Here is a 16,095-nt window from a genome sequence, read left to right as displayed (position 1 = left end):
CTCCGCGGCGGCACGCGCCGCGCTGACGCTCGGCCCGCGCGGCCGCACGCCCGTGTCCACCGCAGGCGGGATAATCGAGGGGTGCCCACCTACCGCGACGAGGTCGTGGTCCTGCGTACCCACAAGCTGGGCGAGGCCGACAGGATCGTGACGATGCTCAGTCGACGCCACGGCAAGCTGCGCGCCGTCGCGAAGGGCGTGCGGCGCACGTCGTCGCGCCTGGGCGCGCGGCTCGAGCCGTTCATGGTCGCGGACGTGCAGCTCTACCAGGGGAGATCGCTCGACATCGTTCAGCAGGCCGAGTCGCTGGGCACGTACGGCGCCGACATCGCCGTCCACTACGACAGGTACACGTCCGCGAGCGCGATGGTCGAAGCGGCAGACCGGCTCAACGAGGCCGAGGCGACGCCGCAGCAGTACCTCCTGCTCGTGGGCGGCCTGCGCGCGCTGTCGACCGGCGAGCACGCGTCGCGCAGCATCCTGGACTCGTATCTCCTGCGCGCGATGGCGTTGTCCGGGTGGGCGCCTGCGCTCGACGAGTGCGCACGGTGCGGCGCACCCGGACCGCACGACTCCTTCGTGGCGCAGCTGGGCGGCATGGTGTGCCGGGAGTGTGCGCCGACGGGTGCCGCACGCGTCGACCCCGCGACCGTCGCGCTGCTGCAGTCCCTCATGGCGGGCGAGTGGGACGCCGTGGCTGCCGCGCCCCGCGGCGCGACTTCCGCCGCCTCGGGACTCGTCGCCGCCTATACGCAGTGGCACCTCGAGCGCGGCATCCGTTCCCTCGAGCACGTGGAGACCGCTCCGTGACCCCCAAGCCCTACACGCATCGCGATGCAGTGCCGTTCCGGCCCGTGGACTGGACGGGTCTGTATCCGCCCGCGTTTCCGCGGGGGAGCGTTCCCCGGCACGTCGCGATCGTCATGGACGGCAACGGCCGCTGGGCCAACCGCCGCGGGCTCACCCGCGTCGAAGGCCACAAGGCGGGCGAGGCGGCACTGCTGGACGTCGTCGCGGGTGCCATCCAGGCGGGCGTCACGCACCTGTCGGTGTACGCGTTCTCGACCGAGAACTGGTCGCGCTCGCCCGACGAGGTGCGCTTCCTCATGGGGTTCAACCGCGACGTCCTGCACCGCCGGCGCGATCAGCTCAACGAGTGGGGCGTCCGGGTGCGCTGGGCAGGGCGCAAGCCCCGGCTGTGGGGCTCCGTCATCAAGGAGCTGCAGTACGCCGAGCAGCTCACGCGGGACAACGACGTCCTGACCCTCACGATGTGCGTCAACTACGGCGGTCGTGTGGAGATCACGGATGCCGTGCGCTCCATCGCCGACGACGTCGCGGCGGGCAGGCTCAGGCCGTCGGCCGTGACGGAGAAGCTCATCCAGCGCCGGCTCTACATTCCGGAGATGCCCGATGTCGACCTGTTCGTTCGCTCGAGCGGCGAGCAGCGCACGTCGAACTTCCTGCTGTGGGAGTCCGCCTACGCCGAGTTCGTCTTCCTCGACACGCTGTGGCCCGACTTCTCGCGCACCGACCTGTGGGAGGCGATCGGGCTCTATCTCGACCGCGACCGGCGCTTCGGCGGCGCCGTCGACACACCCGGCGCGCAGGTCGCGGAATAGCACGGCGATCCTGCGAGGTTGTTCCCGACATGACGGACGCCATCAAGATCGACGTGTGGAGCGACATCGCCTGCCCCTGGTGCTACATCGGCAAGCGCAACCTCGAGAAGGGGCTGGCCGCGACATCCGTCGATGACGATGCGCCGGTCGTCGAGGTGGTGTACCACTCGTTCGAGCTCTCACCCGACACCCCCGTCGACTTCGACGGCGACGAGTCGGACTACCTCTCGCTGCACAAGGGCATCGCTCGCGCGCAGGCCGAGGCGATGATCGCTCGCGTGACGGAGGTCGCCGCCCAGGCCGATCTGCACTACCGCTACGACCTGCTCAAGCACACCAACACCGTCAAGGCGCACGAGCTGCTGCATTTCGCGAAGGAGCAGGGGCGCCAGCTCGAGCTCGCGGAGCGTCTCATGTCCGCGTACTTCACGGAGGGACGCCACCTCGGAAGGGACGACGAGCTCGTCCTGCTCGCGACGGATGCCGGCCTCGACGCCGATGCGGCGCGAGAGGCTCTGCGCAGCCGGCGCTTCCTCGACGACGTCCGGGCTGATCAGGCGCAGGCCGCGGCCTACGGCATCAACGGCGTCCCGTTCTTCGTGATCGATGGCAAGTACGGCGTCTCGGGCGCCCAGCCTGCGGAGGCGTTCACGCAGATCGCGCGCCAGGTGTGGGCGGAGCACCTCGGCGCGAGCGATCCCGTCGCCGAGCCCGCGTAGGCGGCAGCCGCAGCGTCAGGCGGGCAGGTTCCGCTCGATGACCTCGATGATCGCAGGGTCGTCGGGCTTGACGCTCGGACGGAAGCGGTGCACGTCGCCGGAGGGCGTCAGGACGAACTTCTCGAAGTTCCACATGACCGGGCCCTTCTTGCCCTCCGCGTCGCGCGCCTTCTTGAGCGCCTTGTAGAGCGGGGCCGCCTTGCCGCCGTTCACCTTGACCTTGTCGAGGATGGGGAACGTGACGCCCCACGTGACGGCGCAGTAGTCGAGGATCTCCTCGATCGACCCCGGCTCCTGGCCCATGAACTGGTTGCACGGGAATCCGAGCACCGTGAAGCCGCGCTCGCCGTATGTCCTCTGGAGCTCCTCGAGCTGCTCGTACTGCGGGGTGAGCCCGCACTTCGATGCGACGTTGACGACGAGCACGACGCCGTCGCCGAAGTCGGCGAGGGACTTCTGCTCGCCGTCCGCGGTCTGGAACGGGATGTCGCGCAGGTCGGTCAGTGTGGTCTCGGTCATACGCCCAGGCTAAGCCCGTCCGAGAGCACGGGGTTCGATTCGGTCCCGTTCGCCGCGCTTGCACAGCGCGACTCTGGGAGAATGGCGGGATGACCACCATGACCGCGCCGGCACCCGCGCTGCGCATCGGGCCCCTCGCGCTCGACGCGCCCGTCGTGCTCGCGCCGATGGCGGGGATCACGAACACGGCCTTCCGACGTCTGTGCCGCGAGTACGGTGCCGGTCTGTATGTGAGCGAGATGATCACGTCGCGCGCGCTCGTCGAGCGCAACGCGACGACGATGCGGCTCATCCGGCACCACGAGTCCGAGACGCCTCGGTCGATCCAGCTCTACGGAGTCGATCCTGCGACGATCGATAAGGCCGTCGCGATCCTCGTCCAGGAGGACCACGCAGACCACATCGACCTCAACTTCGGGTGCCCCGTGCCCAAGGTGACGCGCAAGGGCGGGGGAGCGGCGCTGCCGTGGAAGCTCGGGCTCTTCCGCGACATCGTGACGCGGGCGGTCCGTGCGGCGGGCGACATCCCGCTGACCGTCAAGATGCGCAAGGGCATCGACGCCGACCACCTCACGTATCTCGACGCGGGCCGCATCGCGGAGGACGCGGGCGTCGCCGCGGTCGCCCTGCACGCGCGCACGGCCTCGGAGTTCTACTCGGGCCAGGCGGACTGGTCGGCGATCGCGAAGCTCAAGCAGACGGTCACGAGCGTCCCGGTCCTCGGCAACGGCGACATCTGGGCTGCCGACGACGCCGCCCGCATGATGGCCGAGACCGGCTGCGACGGCGTCGTCGTCGGACGCGGATGCCTGGGCCGGCCGTGGCTGTTCGGCGACCTGGCCCGCGCACTGGGCGGCCCGGAGGCGGCATCCGGCGACCCCGTCGACGCGACGCTCGGATTCGTCGCGCGCGCGTTCCGGCGGCACACGGAGCTGCTCGTCGAGTTCCTCGACGACGAGGAGCGCGGATGCCGCGACATCCGCAAGCACGTCGCGTGGTACTTCAAGGGCTATCCCGTCGGCGGCGACGTGCGCGCCCGACTCGCGACCGCCTCGAGCCTCGCCGAGATCGACGACCTCCTCGCGACACTCGAGCTCGACGCGCCGTACCCCGGCGCCGCGGCGGAGGGGCAGCGCGGGCGCGCGGGCACGCCGAAGCGCCCCGCCCTGCCGGACGGCTGGCTCGACTCGCGCGACCTGGGGTTCGCGGCATCCTGCGCCCTCGCCGAAGCGGAGCTCGACCACAGTGGCGGCTGACGCCGGCGGCGCGGTCGGCGTCGCGTCGGGGCGGCCGGAGGGCTACGACGACGCGGACGCCGCGCGCCTTCATCCCGAGCAGCACAGGTCGCAGCGCGATGACTTCGCGAGGGATCGCGCCCGCGTGCTGCACTCCGCGGCGCTGCGCAGGCTCGCCGCCAAGACGCAGGTGCTGAGCCCCGCGAGTCCCGCGGACTTCGCGCGCAACCGGCTGACGCATTCGCTCGAGGTGGCCCAGGTCGGACGCGAGCTCGCGACCGCTCTGCGCCTGTCGCCCGACGTCGTCGACACCGCGTGTCTGAGCCACGACCTCGGGCATCCGCCGTTCGGGCACAACGGCGAACGCGCGCTCAACGACTGGGCCGAGGACGTCGGCGGGTTCGAGGGCAACGCGCAGACCCTCCGGATCCTCACGCGGCTCGAGCCGAAGGTGCTCGGCGCCGAGGGGCAGAGCTTCGGGCTCAACCTCACGCGGGCGAGTCTGGATGCGACGTGCAAGTACCCGTGGACGGCGGATCATCCGATCCCCGATCCGGGTGGACGGCTCAAGTTCGGGGTCTACCCGGACGACGAGCCGGTCTTCCGATGGATGCGAGACGGCGCGCCGGGGCGCGTGCGCTGCATCGAAGCCGAGGTCATGGACCTCTCCGACGACATCGCGTACTCCGTGCACGACTTCGAGGACGCGATCGTGAACGGCTACCTCGATCCTGCGCGTCTTGCCGACCGCCGCGAGCACGAGGCCCTCGTCACCGCGATCCAGTCGTGGGTCGGGTTCGACTTCGCGAGGGAGGAGCTCGAGGACGCGCTGTTCCGCCTCACGCGACTTCCGGACTGGATCGGCGCCTTCGACGGCACGCGTGCGGCCCACGCGCGCCTCAAGAACCTCACGTCCGACCTCATCGGCCGTTTCGCGCGCGCCGCGACCTCCGCGACGCGCGACTCGTACGACGGCTCGGTGCTGACGCGCTATCGTGCCCACGTGGTCGTCCCGCGCATCATCGAGGCCGAGATGGCCGTGCTCAAGGGCGTCATCGGCGCGTTCGTCGTGTCGATCGACGGCAGGAAGACGCTCTACAAGGAGCAGCGCGGCGTCCTGAAGCGGCTTGCGACGGCTCTGTGGGACGAGCCGGCGGCGCTCGACGCGATCCACCGCGAGGACTTCGCAGCGGCCGAGACGGATGCCGAGCGCCGCCGCGTCGTCGTCGATCAGGTCGCGAGCCTCACGGATCAGCTCGCGATCGCGTGGCACGGCCGACTGGTCGGCGAGGTCGACGCCGGATCGCTCGGGGTGTGGGCGCCGGGCGCACGCACGGTCCGGCTCCGGCCGCCGCTGGATCCCGTCGAGGAGTCCTGATGGCCGGGCGCATCCGCCAGGCGGACGTCGACGAGGTCAAGGCCCGTACGAACATCGCCGACATCATCGGCGAGCGCGTCGCGCTCAAGTCGGCGGGCGTCGGCGCCCTCAAGGGGCTGTGCCCGTTCCACGACGAGCGCAGCCCGAGCTTCAACGTCCGCCCGCAGGCCGGCTTCTACCACTGCTTCGGCTGCGGCGAGTCGGGCGACGTGTACTCGTTCCTGCGCAACATCGACCATGTGTCGTTCACGGAGGCCGTCGAGCGGCTCGCGGGACGCATCGGCTACACGCTCCACTACGAGGACGGCGGCGCGGCACCCGAGACCTCGGGGCGCACGCGCCTCTACGCCGCGAACGCCGCCGCCGCCGAGTTCTTCCGCGGCCAGCTCGCGACGCCCGAGGCGGGCACGGCACGCGCCTTCCTCGGCGGACGCGGGTTCGACGCCGGCGCGGCCGCACACTTCGGAGTCGGATATGCGCCCAAGGGCTGGTCGGGCATGCTCGACGCCCTCACGGCGCAGGGGTTCTCGCGGGAGGAGCTCACGACGGCTGGGCTCGTCTCGCAGGGACAGCGCGGCGTGTACGACCGCTTCCGCGGACGCGTCGTCTGGCCGATCCGCGACGTGACGGGGCAGGTCCTGGGCTTCGGCGCGCGCAGGCTCTACGACGACGACCAGGGTCCCAAGTACCTCAACACCCCCGAGACGCCCATCTACAAGAAGGCGCAGGTCCTGTACGGCCTCGATCTGGCCAAGCGCGACATCTCTCGCGACCACCGCGTCGTCGTGGTGGAGGGCTACACCGACGTGATGGCGTGCCACCTCGCCGGCGTCGGCACGGCGATCGCGACGTGCGGCACGGCGTTCGGCTCCGACCACATCACGATGCTGCGCCGCGTCATGGGCGACGACTCGACGGCGGGCGAGGTCGTCTTCACCTTCGATCCGGATGCCGCGGGCCAGAAGGCCGCGCTCCGCGCCTTCGCCGAGGCGAAGCGCTTCAATGCGCAGACGTACGTCGCGAAGGGGCCGGAGGGCCTCGATCCGTGCGACCTGCGCCTCGCGCGCGGCGACGGCGCCGTGCGCACGCTGATCGACGCCAAGGTGCCCATGGTCGAGTTCGTCATCGACCAGCGCATCTCCGGGTACGACCTCGCCTCCGTCGAGGGCCGGGTGGGCGCGCTGCGCGCCGCGGCGCCCGTCGTGGCGGAGCTGCGGGATCCGCTCCTTCAGCCGGAGTACGTGCGGGTCCTCGCGCGCCGGCTGGGTCTGGACACGGAGGACGTCCGGCGCGAGGTCGAGCGAGCCGCTCGCGGCGGGCGCACCCCGTCACGGACGGCGCCGGCCGCGGGAGCATCCCCCGACGGCGAGCCGGTCGTCCGCGTCACCGTCGCCACGCTCCCGCGGGCGCCCGAGGTCGCTCTCGAGCGTGACGCGCTCATGGGGTTCCTGCAGTTCGGCCATCGACTCGACCCCGCCCTGCGTTCCCGGGCGCTCTCGCTGCCGTTCCGGCATCCCGCACTCGAAGCGGTCAGGGCCGCCGTCGCCGATGCGCCCGACCTCGATCGACTCGGCTGGGCGGGGGATGCCGTCTCCGCCGTCCGCGAGCCGTACCGCTCGCTCGCGGCCGAGCTGCTGACGGCCGTGTTCCCTGCTCGGGACGACGAGCATGCCGTCGCCTCGACGACCGACCTCGCGCGCCGGCTCATCGAGCGCGCCCTCGACCGCGACAAGGCGGAGCTGCTCGGTGCGATCCAGCGCGTCTCTCCCGACTCCGAGCAGGGGCGCGGCATCCGTCTGCGCCTGCGCGAGCTCGACATCGAGCGTCAGCGGCTCCACGCCGACGAATGACACCGGCGAGGCGCAGTGGCGCGCGGATCGTCCGACAGGCAGGATGAGGGCATGACTCGCCGCCGTGACGCCGATGTCGCCATCCGCTGCACCGATCTGTCGATCGCGCGCGCCACGCGCGGCTCTCACGACATCCGGGTCGTCGACGGGGTGACCTTCACCCTTCCGCATGCCGCGACGCTCGCGATCATGGGTCCGACCGGTGCGGGCAAGTCGAGCCTCGCAGCCGTCCTGGCGGGCTCGGAGGAGTTCGGCCTCGCCGTCGTCGGCGGCACCGCCGAGGTCGAAGGCATCGCTGTGCGCCGCCCCGGGCGTGCCCATCGCCTGCACACGTACCTCGCGGGGTACCTGTCGCAGACGGCGGGCAAGCGCCTGCCTGCGCGGCTCACCGTCTCGGAGGTCATCGGCGAGCCCATCACGAGCCGCGACCGGCGCGCCAACTCGCGTGCTCTCGCTGTGCGGGTCGCGACCCTCCTCGACGAGCTCATGCTCCCGCTCGGAGCGGCGGCCAAGTATCCGTATGAGCTGAGCGCGGGGATGCGGCAGCGCGTCGCGTTCGCGCGCGCCCTCGTGCTCGAGCCGCGTCTCTTCGTCGCCGACGAGCCGTTCGCCAACATGGACATCGAGGTCCGCCGTGCCGCCCGCGACGCGATCCTTCGTCGCCGCGACGCCACGGGGATGTCGGCCGTCGTCGTCACGAATGAGCCCGATGTCGTCCGAGACCTCAGCGCGGAGGTCCTGGTCCTGCGTGCCGGCCACACGATCGCGTACGGGCACAGCACGGACGACCTGCTGTGGACCCCGAGCGGAGAGGCCGACCGCCGGCTGGTCTCGTCATGAGCTGTCACGAGCACTCTCGAGGCTTTGCTAATATGGTGTGGTTGCCTCCGCTTCGCGGAGTGTGATCCTCCATAGCTCAATTGGCAGAGCAATCGGCTGTTAACCGATAGGTTCTTGGTTCGAGTCCAAGTGGGGGAGCGAAGGCCTCGGGGCTCCACCCCCGGGGCCTTCTTCGTATCCCTGTGCGACTCCCGGCCGTCGCCGATCAGGCGTCCAGGTCGTCGATCCCCGGCGTCCAGGCCACCCCCGGGTGGCCCCAGCCGCGCTTGCGCGCGATCTTCTGAGCGGCCTTCCAGTCGCCGTCGCTGAGCCGGTCGATGTACAGGATGCCGTCGAGGTGGTCGAACTCGTGCTGCATGATCCGTGCACGCCATCCATCCACCTCGATGCGGACGGGCTCGCCCTCGAGGTCGACGCCTGTGACGAGAACCGACTCCGACCGGCGCAGGGGGAACCGCTCGCCGGGGAACGACAGGCACCCCTCGGACTCCTCGTCGGGATCGGGATCGCCCGGCACGAGCGGGCGCATCCACAGCTCGGGGTTGATGATGACGCCGCGCCACGGCGCACCCTCGTCGTCCTGGTACGCGTACGTGTAGATGCGCAGCCCGACCCCCACCTGGGGCGCCGCGAGACCGACGCCGGGCGCGGCATCCATCGTCTCGAACATGTCGGCGACGAGCGCGCGGATCTCGTCGGTGATCTCTTCCACGCGCGCCGCCGGCGCGTGAAGGACGGGGTCTCCCATGATGCGAATCGGCAGAACGGCCACGCCTTGAGCCTATCGGGGCACTCCGGCGGTTAGGGTCGGAAGGGTGTGGGGGACCGCGTTGAACGACGTCACCGACGAACTCGTCGGCGTGTTCCGCGACCCGGCGATCCTGATCGGCATCCCGCTCGCGCTCCTCGGCGCAGTCTTCATGTCGTTCGGTGCGCAGTACCAGCACCGCGGAGTCACCAAGGTCGAGCGCCTCTCCGGCATGTCGGGCGGCGAGGGCCTCAGCGGGAAGCAGCTCGTCGCGCTGCTCAGGCGGCCCTCGTGGGTCTTCGGGACGATCATGCTCGCGCTCGCGATCGCGTGCCAGCTCGGCGCGCTGACGTTCGCGCCGCTCATCCTGGTGCAGCCTCTCGGTGCGATCTCGCTCGTCATCACGACGCTCCTGAATGCGCGCATCAGCGGACACAGGCCGACGAAGGACTCCATCCGCGCGATCGTCGCGTGCGTGGGCGGCATCGCGATCTTCGTGACGATCGCGGCGTTCGTCGCAACGGAGCACGTCGTCCACGACCGCGAGCTCATCATCATCCTGATCCTGCTCGGCGTGGTCGTGATCGCCTTCGCCGGCCTCTGGGTGTGGTTGCGCGCGCGTGCGCATGCGCTCTTCTACATCGTCGCCTCCGGCGTGATCTACGGATTCGTCGCGACGCTCGCGAAGGTCGTCATCAAGCGCATCCAGGCGGGCGACTTCGAGTGGCTCACACTGCTGTGCCTCGTCTCGCTCATCGCGGCCGTCGCCCTGGGCGCCTACTTCGTCCAGACCTCGTACGCGGTCGGCCCCCCCGACCTCGTCATCGCGGGGCTGACGGTGATCGACCCCATGGTGGCGGTGCTCATCGGCCTCACGGTGCTCCAGGAGGCGTCGACCGCACCGCCGTGGGCGTTCGTCGGCTTCGCGATCGCCGGTGCGATCGCCGTCTACGGCGTCATCTCGCTCGCACGCAACCACCCGCAGGTGATCGCCGACAGCCAGGAGATCCCGATCCAGCGAGGGAGCAGCGGAGCGGTCGTCGACCCGTCGGCGCCCAAGACGGGCTCGATCCGCATCACGGAGGCCGTGTCGAAGGTCTGGCCCAATCCGCCCGTCCACGACGACGACGAGCCGCGCCGGAGGAGGCCCGGCTCCCCGTCGTGAGCAGACACCTCGAAGACGAGCAGCATCCCGGCGTACGCGTGGGCCCGCCCACGAGTGCGCTCGCGCCGACACCCCGCAGACGATGTGAAGGCCCACCCTTCGGGCGAGCCTTCACGTCGTGGGGCGGGTGGGACTTGTCCCCGCCGCCCTCCACGCGCCGCTGTGCGCCGCGCGGAGCCTCCGCGGCGTGGGCCCGCCCACGAGTCCGCTCACGCCGACACCCGCAGACGACGTGAAGGCCCACCCTTCGGGCGAGCCTTCACGTCGTGGGGCGGGTGGGACTTGAACCCACGATCGTCGGGTTATGAGCCCGCTGCCTTGACCAGCTTGGCCACCGCCCCTCGTCAGAAAAGCCTACCGGCCCGCTCGACACACTGACGCAGCGGGTAATCACACGCTTGTCATTCCGTGCGCGGGTGGGTCATAATGACCCTGAGCACAACCGAACAGCACGCCGCGGCATCCGTGGTCCAGGTCGTAGGGGAAGACGTACCTGGAACGAACGGAGAGACCATGGCGACACCGCAGGCGCGCGGAGTGATCTACATCCACTCCGCGCCACGAGCGCTGTGCCCCCACCTGGAGTGGGCGGTGGGGCGTGCCCTCGGGCGCCCCGTGAACTTCGACTGGGCGGACCAGCCGATCCTCGACGGCAGCCGCCGTGCCGAGTTCTACTGGGAGGGTGCCGCCGGAACGGGCGCAGCCCTCACGACGGCGATCCGCGGGTGGGAGCACCTGCGCTTCGAAGTGACGGAAGACCCGACGCCGCGCAGCGACGGCGGACGATGGCTGCACACCCCGGGACTCGGCATCCACTATGCGCAGACCGACACCGCGGGCAACGTCGTGATCGGCGAGGATCGCGTCCGGTACGCGATCGAGGTCGCCGCGGGCGATCCGCTCGAGCTGCAGCGCGAGCTGCAGGTCGCACTCGGCTCGGCGTGGGACGAAGAGCTCGAGCCGTTCCGCCACGCGAGCGACGACGCGCCGGTCGTGTGGCTCCACAAGGTCGGCTGACCGTCGGACGACTCCACAGCCTCAGGCGGTTCGAGGCGCCACTACCGGTCGTCGGAGGACGACTTCCCGGAGACCGGGACCGCGAATCACCGCCTGACACGACAGACGCCCCCGGCCGGCTTCCCCGGGGGCGTCTTCGTGTGCAGGCGACTAGACCGACGCGAACGCGGCGACGGCGTTGTGACCGCCGAAGCCGAACGAGTTGCTGATGGCGAGCTGCTGACCCGCGCCGAGCGGCTGCGGCTCTCCCGAGATGCGGAACGGCACCTCGGGGTCGGGGGTCGTGATGTTGATCGTCGGGGGAGCGGTCCGATCCCGCAGCGCGAGCACCGTGAAGATCGCCTCGAGCGCTCCCGTGCCGCCGAGCAGGTGGCCCGTCGAGGCCTTCGTCGCCGACACGGGGATCTCGTCGATCCGCGCGCCGAAGACGGTCCTCAGCGCCTTGTACTCGTTGGGGTCGCCGACGGGGGTCGACGTGGCGTGCGCGTTGACGTGCGTCACGTCGTCGGGGGAGGCATCCGCCATCGAGAGCGCGAGCTTGACGGCGCGCTCCGCGCCGACGCCCTCGGGGTCGTTCGCCGTGATGTGATACGAGTCCGCCGTGACGCCGCCGCCGACCACCTCGGCGTAGATCTTCGCACCGCGGGCCTTCGCATGCTCCTCGGTCTCGAGGATGAGGACCCCCGCGCCCTCGCCCATGACGAAGCCGTCGCGATCGATGCTGCCGGGGCGCGAAGCATGCGACGGATCGTCGTTGCGCCTGGACAGCGCCTGCATCGATGAGAACGCCGCGACCGTGATGGGGTGGATGGCCGACTCCGTGCCGCCCGCGATCACGACGTCGGCGAGACCCGCGCGCAGGTGCTCGACGGCGTTGACGATCGACTCCGTGCTCGAGGCGCACGCGCTGGCGACCGTCCGGGCGAAGGCGCGGGCGTTGAAGTGCAGAGAGAGATTGCCTGCCGCCGCGTTGGGCATGAGCATCGGCACCGTCATCGGCATGACGCGGCGGGGGCCCTTCTCCCGGAGCGTGTCCCACGCGTCCAGGAGGGTCCAGACGCCGCCGATGCCTGTCGCGAAGTCGACACCCAGACGCTCGGGCTCGACGTCGGGGCTTCCGGCATCCGCCCACGCCTCCAGTGCGGCGACCAGCGCGAACTGCGACGAGGGGTCGAGGCGCTTCGCGACGGGACGCTCCAGGACCGTCTCGGGACGCACGAGCGCCTCTGCGGCGAACGTGACGGGCAGCTGGTACTCCTCCACCCAGTCGTGTTCGAGCGTGCGCGTGCCCGAGGCGCCGGAGAGGAGCGCCGACCAGCTCTCGGGTGCCGTGCCGCCGATAGGGGACGACGCGCCGATGCCGGTGACGACGATGCGTGACGTGCTCATATGCTGTGGGTCCTCCGTTGGGCCGGTGGGGGCGCTGTGCGAAACGGCCTCGCGCCCCCACCGGAGCGGTGCTACGCCTGGTTCGACGTGATGAACGTGACGGCGTCGCCGACGGTCTTGAGGTTCTTGACCTCGTCGTCGGGGATGGTGACGCCGAACTTCTCCTCCGCGTTCACGACGATCGTCATCATCGAGATCGAGTCGATGTCGAGGTCGTCGGTGAACGACTTCTCGAGCGCGACCTCGTCGGCCGAGATGCCGGTCTCGTCGGTGATGAGCTCGGCGAGTCCGGCGAGGACCTCGTCGTTCGTGAATGCCATGGGTATCTCCTGTTCTTCGGGTGGTCCCGCGACCCGGGCCGGGTCGCGTTCAGTCTAGGTCTGGGGGGTTTCGGGTCAGGGGAGCACGACGACCTGCGCCGCGAACACGAGGCCCGCGCCGAAGCCGATCTGCAGCGCGAGGCCGCCGCTGAGCTCCGGGTGCTCCTCGAGCAGGCGGTGCGTCGCGAGCGGGATGGATGCCGCAGACGTGTTGCCGGTCGTCTCGATGTCGCGGCCGATCACCACGGTGTCGGGGAGCTTCAGCTGCTTGGCGAACTCGTCGATGATCCGCATGTTCGCCTGGTGCGGCACGAACGCCGCGAGGTCGGATGCCTCGATCCCCGCCGCCTCCAGGGCCTGGCGGGCGACCTTCACCATCTCCCACACGGCCCACCGGAACACGGTCGGACCCTCCTGGCGCAGCGTCGGCCACTCCGCCTCGCCGTCGCGGAACTCCACGAGGGTGTGATTCATCCCGACTGCGTCGGCACGGGACCCGTCTGAGCCCCACACCGTCGGGCCGATGCCGGGCGTGTCGCTCGGGCCTACGACCGCGGCGCCCGCCCCGTCGCCGAGCAGGAACGAGATGCTGCGGTCGGTCGGGTCGACGATGTCGCTGAGCTTCTCTGCGCCCACGACGACGGCGTAGCGCACGATGCCGCCGCGGATGAGGGCGTCCGCCTGTGCGACGCCGTAGGCGAAGCCTGCGCAGGCGGCGTTGAGATCGTACGCGGCGGCGGGGTTCGCGCCGATGCGGTCGGCGACGATCGCCGAGACGGACGGCGTCTGCTTGGGGTTCGAGATCGTCGCGATGATGACGGCGTCGATCTGATCGGCCGGCACTCCGGACTTCTCGACCGCTTCGCGCGCGGCATCCGTCGCCAGGTCGACGGCCGTCGTCGACGTGTCGGCGCGCACGCGCGTCACGATGCCCGTGCGCTGGCGGATCCACTCGTCGCTCGAGTCGATGGGGCCGACGAGGTCGTCGTTGGGGACGAAGTTCTCGCCGCGTGCGGCCCCGTACGCGTAGATCCGGGTGTGGGCGACGCCCGTGGGCTGGACGAGCGAGACGGTCATGCGGTTGCTCCCGTGAGTTCGGCGGCGGCGACGAGGTCGGCCGGGGTCTTGACGGCGACGGACGGCGTGCCGCGCAGCGCGCGCTTCGCGAGGCCCACGAGCGTGCCTGCGGGCGAGAGCTCGACGATGCCCGAGACTCCTGCGTCGGCGAACGAGGCCATGCACAGATCCCAGCGCACGGGGGATGCGACCTGCTCGACGAGGAGGTCGCGGAACACGGCTCCGGATGCCACGGCCGACCCGTCGCGGTTCGTCCACAGCGTCACACCGGGGTCGGACACGTCGGCCTCGGCGGCCGCAGAGCGCAGGACCTCCACGGCGGGCGCCATGTACCGCGTGTGGAACGCGCCGGCGACCTGCAGCGGGATGACCCGCGTGCCGGCGGGCGGCTCGGCCGCGAGGGCCTGCAGCGCTGCGAGGGCGCCCGCGGCGACGAGTTGGCCTCCGCCGTTGTAGTTGGCGGGGGTCAGGTCGAGCTCCTCGAGGCGGGAGACGACGGATGCCTCGTCCCCCCCGATGACGGCGCTCATGCCGGTCGGCGCGGGGGCTGCGGCATCCGCCATCGCCCTTCCGCGGATCCCCACGAGCCGGAGCGCGTCCTCCTCCGTCAGCACGCCGGCCGCCGCCGCGGCGGCGAACTCTCCGACGGAGTGCCCCGCGACGCCCGCGATGCGACCGCGGTCGCGGAGGGCGTTCCACGACAGCAGGCTCGCAGCGACGATGAGCGGCTGCGCGACCTGCGTGTCGCGGATGCGGTCGGCATCCCACTCCGTGCCGGCCGCCACGAGGTCGACGCCTGCCCACTCGGAATAGGCCGCGAGCCGGTCGGAGACACCGTCGAGCTCGAGCCACGGATCGAGGAAACCGGGGGACTGGGAGCCCTGCCCGGGGAAGACCGCAATGATCATCTCACCATCCTGCCAAGGATCGAAGCGGTACTTCTGGCGATCACGGCACAAGAATGGCCAGGGGCTTTGTGCGTGCCGTACAGCGTCACGGGTGCGATCGACGCGAGGGGGCCGGGCGTCTCCGCGTCGCCTCTGTTCCGATCGACCCCAGGATGAGCGCCGTCTGGAGGATGAGCGCTTCGCGCGGACCCGTCGCGTCCCACCCGATCACCTCGGAGACGCGCTTGAGCCGGTACCGGACCGTGTTGGGATGCACGAACAGCTCGCGAGCCGTCGCCTCGAGCGACCGGCCGTTGTCGAGGTAGCTCCACAGCGTCGCGACGAGATCGGCGCTGTGCGCCTGCAGCGGCCGGTAGATCCGCTCGACGAGCGTCTGCTTCGCGAGCGGATCGCCCGCGAGCGCGCGCTCGGGAAGGAGGTCGTCCGCTTCGACGGGCCTGGGCGCATGCCGCCAGGCCTTCGCAACGGCGAAGCCCGCGAGAGCGGCCCGTGCGCTCAGGCTCGAGTCGACGAGGGCGGGAACAGGCGGGCCGAGGACGAGGTGACCTGCGCCGAAGCCGGGCTCGAGTCGCTTCGCGATGTCGGGGAACGGCAGCTCCGTCGTCGGCTCATCACCCTTCGCCGAGGACTCCGCACGGCCGATCACGAGCACGAGCCGAGACCCCTGCACACCGATGAGCACGTCGACGCCCAGCTTGCGCGCCGTGCGGCGGAGCTGGTCGACGTCGAACTGCGGAGGCGTCGTCCCGACCAGCACCGCGACCTCGCCGTGCCCGTGCCAGCCGAGTGCGGCGATCCGACTCGGCAGCTCTTCGTCGGCCTCGCCCGTGAGGATCGAGTCGACGACGAGCGCCTCGAGTCGCGCATCCCACAGTCCGCGCGTCTCGGCGGCGCGCGCGTACACGTCGGCGGCGGCGAAGGCGACCTCGCGGGAGTAGAGCAGGATCGCCTCGCGCACGTTCTCGCCCTTGCTCGCGACGCGCTCCTCGGTGACCTCGACCGTCACGCGGATCAGCTGCAGTGTCTGCTGCAGGCTCACGCTGCGCAGCAGCTCGCGCGGGGCCGCCGCGAAGATGTCCGCCGCGATCCAGGGCGTCGAGTTCGGGTCCTCGAACCACTGGATGAAGGACGAGATGCCCGCCTGCGCGACGAGCCCGACGGCCGATCGTCGCGCCGGCGGCATGTCCGCGTACCACGGGAGCGACTCCTCGAGCCGCTTGATCGTGGCGGTCGCCAGGTCACCCGAGATGCGTCGCAGCCACGCGAGCGTCTCGGCCTTCTCCTTCGGCGCCGAGGGTGCAGGCATCC

General features: G+C 70.8%; 16 protein-coding genes and 2 tRNA genes. 10 read left to right on the top strand and 8 right to left on the bottom strand.

The annotated features are described in order from the left end of the window. The first annotated feature begins 81 nt into the window (after positions 1-81). Genes recO through FHS08_RS14615 form a run of 3 tightly spaced genes read left to right on the top strand, consistent with a single transcriptional unit; the run spans position 82 to position 2,341 of the window. Positions 82-810 carry a DNA repair protein RecO gene (gene recO, locus FHS08_RS14625; protein WP_167040708.1) on the top strand — a complete coding sequence of 243 codons (729 nt, stop codon included), beginning with the start codon at positions 82-84 and terminating at the stop codon, positions 808-810. Further along, positions 807-1,622, top strand: a complete 816-nt coding sequence (locus FHS08_RS14620) for an isoprenyl transferase (protein ID WP_167040705.1) — start codon at positions 807-809, stop codon at positions 1,620-1,622. Before recO ends, FHS08_RS14620 begins: the two co-directional genes overlap by 4 nt. A gap of 29 nt (positions 1,623-1,651) precedes the next feature. Next, positions 1,652-2,341, top strand: a complete 690-nt coding sequence (locus FHS08_RS14615; protein ID WP_167040702.1) for a DsbA family oxidoreductase — start codon at positions 1,652-1,654, stop codon at positions 2,339-2,341. A gap of 15 nt (positions 2,342-2,356) precedes the next feature. Here the strand turns inward: FHS08_RS14615 and FHS08_RS14610 are convergent, their stop codons facing one another. Next, on the bottom strand, positions 2,357-2,860 hold the full coding sequence (locus tag FHS08_RS14610) for a glutathione peroxidase (protein WP_167040699.1): 504 nt from the start codon (positions 2,858-2,860) through the stop codon (positions 2,357-2,359). An 89-nt stretch (positions 2,861-2,949) separates the two neighbouring features. Between FHS08_RS14610 and dusB the strand changes: the two genes are divergently transcribed. The 5 genes from dusB to FHS08_RS14585 all read left to right on the top strand — a co-directional run bounded on the left by dusB (position 2,950) and on the right by FHS08_RS14585 (position 8,301). Continuing rightward, entirely contained in the window at positions 2,950-4,116 is a 1,167-nt protein-coding gene (gene dusB, locus FHS08_RS14605) for a tRNA dihydrouridine synthase DusB (RefSeq protein ID WP_167040696.1), read from the top strand. Then, positions 4,106-5,473 (top strand): deoxyguanosinetriphosphate triphosphohydrolase, encoded by a 1,368-nt coding sequence (locus FHS08_RS14600; protein ID WP_167040693.1) that lies wholly within the window; start codon positions 4,106-4,108, stop codon positions 5,471-5,473. Before dusB ends, FHS08_RS14600 begins: the two co-directional genes overlap by 11 nt. Continuing rightward, complete coding sequence (gene dnaG / locus FHS08_RS14595) at positions 5,473-7,323, top strand: DNA primase (RefSeq protein WP_167040690.1); 1,851 nt, start codon at positions 5,473-5,475, stop codon at positions 7,321-7,323. Before FHS08_RS14600 ends, dnaG begins: the two co-directional genes overlap by 1 nt. Positions 7,324-7,374: 51 nt before the next feature. Then, complete coding sequence (locus FHS08_RS14590; protein ID WP_167040687.1) at positions 7,375-8,163, top strand: ATP-binding cassette domain-containing protein; 789 nt, start codon at positions 7,375-7,377, stop codon at positions 8,161-8,163. Between the two features lie 65 nt (positions 8,164-8,228). Continuing rightward, positions 8,229-8,301: transfer RNA gene (locus FHS08_RS14585), tRNA-Asn, on the top strand. Between the two features lie 67 nt (positions 8,302-8,368). Here the strand turns inward: FHS08_RS14585 and def are convergent. After that, complete coding sequence (gene def, locus FHS08_RS14580) at positions 8,369-8,935, bottom strand: peptide deformylase (protein ID WP_167040684.1); 567 nt, start codon at positions 8,933-8,935, stop codon at positions 8,369-8,371. Between the two features lie 58 nt (positions 8,936-8,993). On the opposite strand from def, the gene FHS08_RS14575 reads away from it, so the two are divergent. Next, complete coding sequence (locus FHS08_RS14575) at positions 8,994-10,076, top strand: DMT family transporter (RefSeq protein WP_167040681.1); 1,083 nt, start codon at positions 8,994-8,996, stop codon at positions 10,074-10,076. Positions 10,077-10,343: 267 nt separating this feature from the next. Here the strand turns inward: FHS08_RS14575 and FHS08_RS14570 are convergent. After that, a tRNA-Ile gene (locus FHS08_RS14570) sits at positions 10,344-10,417 on the bottom strand. Positions 10,418-10,589: 172 nt separating this feature from the next. On the opposite strand from FHS08_RS14570, the gene FHS08_RS14565 reads away from it, so the two are divergent. Further along, on the top strand, positions 10,590-11,093 hold the full coding sequence (locus FHS08_RS14565) for a DUF3145 domain-containing protein (RefSeq protein WP_167040678.1): 504 nt from the start codon (positions 10,590-10,592) through the stop codon (positions 11,091-11,093). 150 nt (positions 11,094-11,243) lie between these two features. Here the strand turns inward: FHS08_RS14565 and FHS08_RS14560 are convergent, their stop codons facing one another. From FHS08_RS14560 to FHS08_RS14540, 5 genes are all read right to left on the bottom strand, one after another. Then, a complete protein-coding gene (locus tag FHS08_RS14560; RefSeq protein ID WP_167040675.1) occupies positions 11,244-12,482 on the bottom strand; it encodes a beta-ketoacyl-[acyl-carrier-protein] synthase family protein in 1,239 nt (412 codons plus the stop codon). A gap of 71 nt (positions 12,483-12,553) precedes the next feature. Further along, positions 12,554-12,802, bottom strand: a complete 249-nt coding sequence (locus FHS08_RS14555; RefSeq protein WP_013586517.1) for an acyl carrier protein — start codon at positions 12,800-12,802, stop codon at positions 12,554-12,556. A gap of 75 nt (positions 12,803-12,877) precedes the next feature. Further along, positions 12,878-13,879 carry a beta-ketoacyl-ACP synthase III gene (locus FHS08_RS14550; protein ID WP_167040672.1) on the bottom strand — a complete coding sequence of 334 codons (1,002 nt, stop codon included), beginning with the start codon at positions 13,877-13,879 and terminating at the stop codon, positions 12,878-12,880. Then, positions 13,876-14,787, bottom strand: a complete 912-nt coding sequence (locus FHS08_RS14545) for an ACP S-malonyltransferase (RefSeq protein WP_167040669.1) — start codon at positions 14,785-14,787, stop codon at positions 13,876-13,878. The genes FHS08_RS14550 and FHS08_RS14545 overlap by 4 nt, the downstream gene beginning before the upstream one ends. A gap of 85 nt (positions 14,788-14,872) precedes the next feature. Next, on the bottom strand, positions 14,873-16,093 hold the full coding sequence (locus FHS08_RS14540; RefSeq protein ID WP_167040666.1) for a PucR family transcriptional regulator: 1,221 nt from the start codon (positions 16,091-16,093) through the stop codon (positions 14,873-14,875). Positions 16,094-16,095: the final 2 nt, after the last annotated feature.

This window comes from Microbacterium ulmi (genome assembly GCF_011759705.1).
GTDB classification, from domain to species: Bacteria; Actinomycetota; Actinomycetes; order Actinomycetales; family Microbacteriaceae; genus Microbacterium; species Microbacterium ulmi.
Note: the sequence above shows the minus strand (reverse complement) of the source record. Positions and strands in the feature narration are given on the sequence as shown.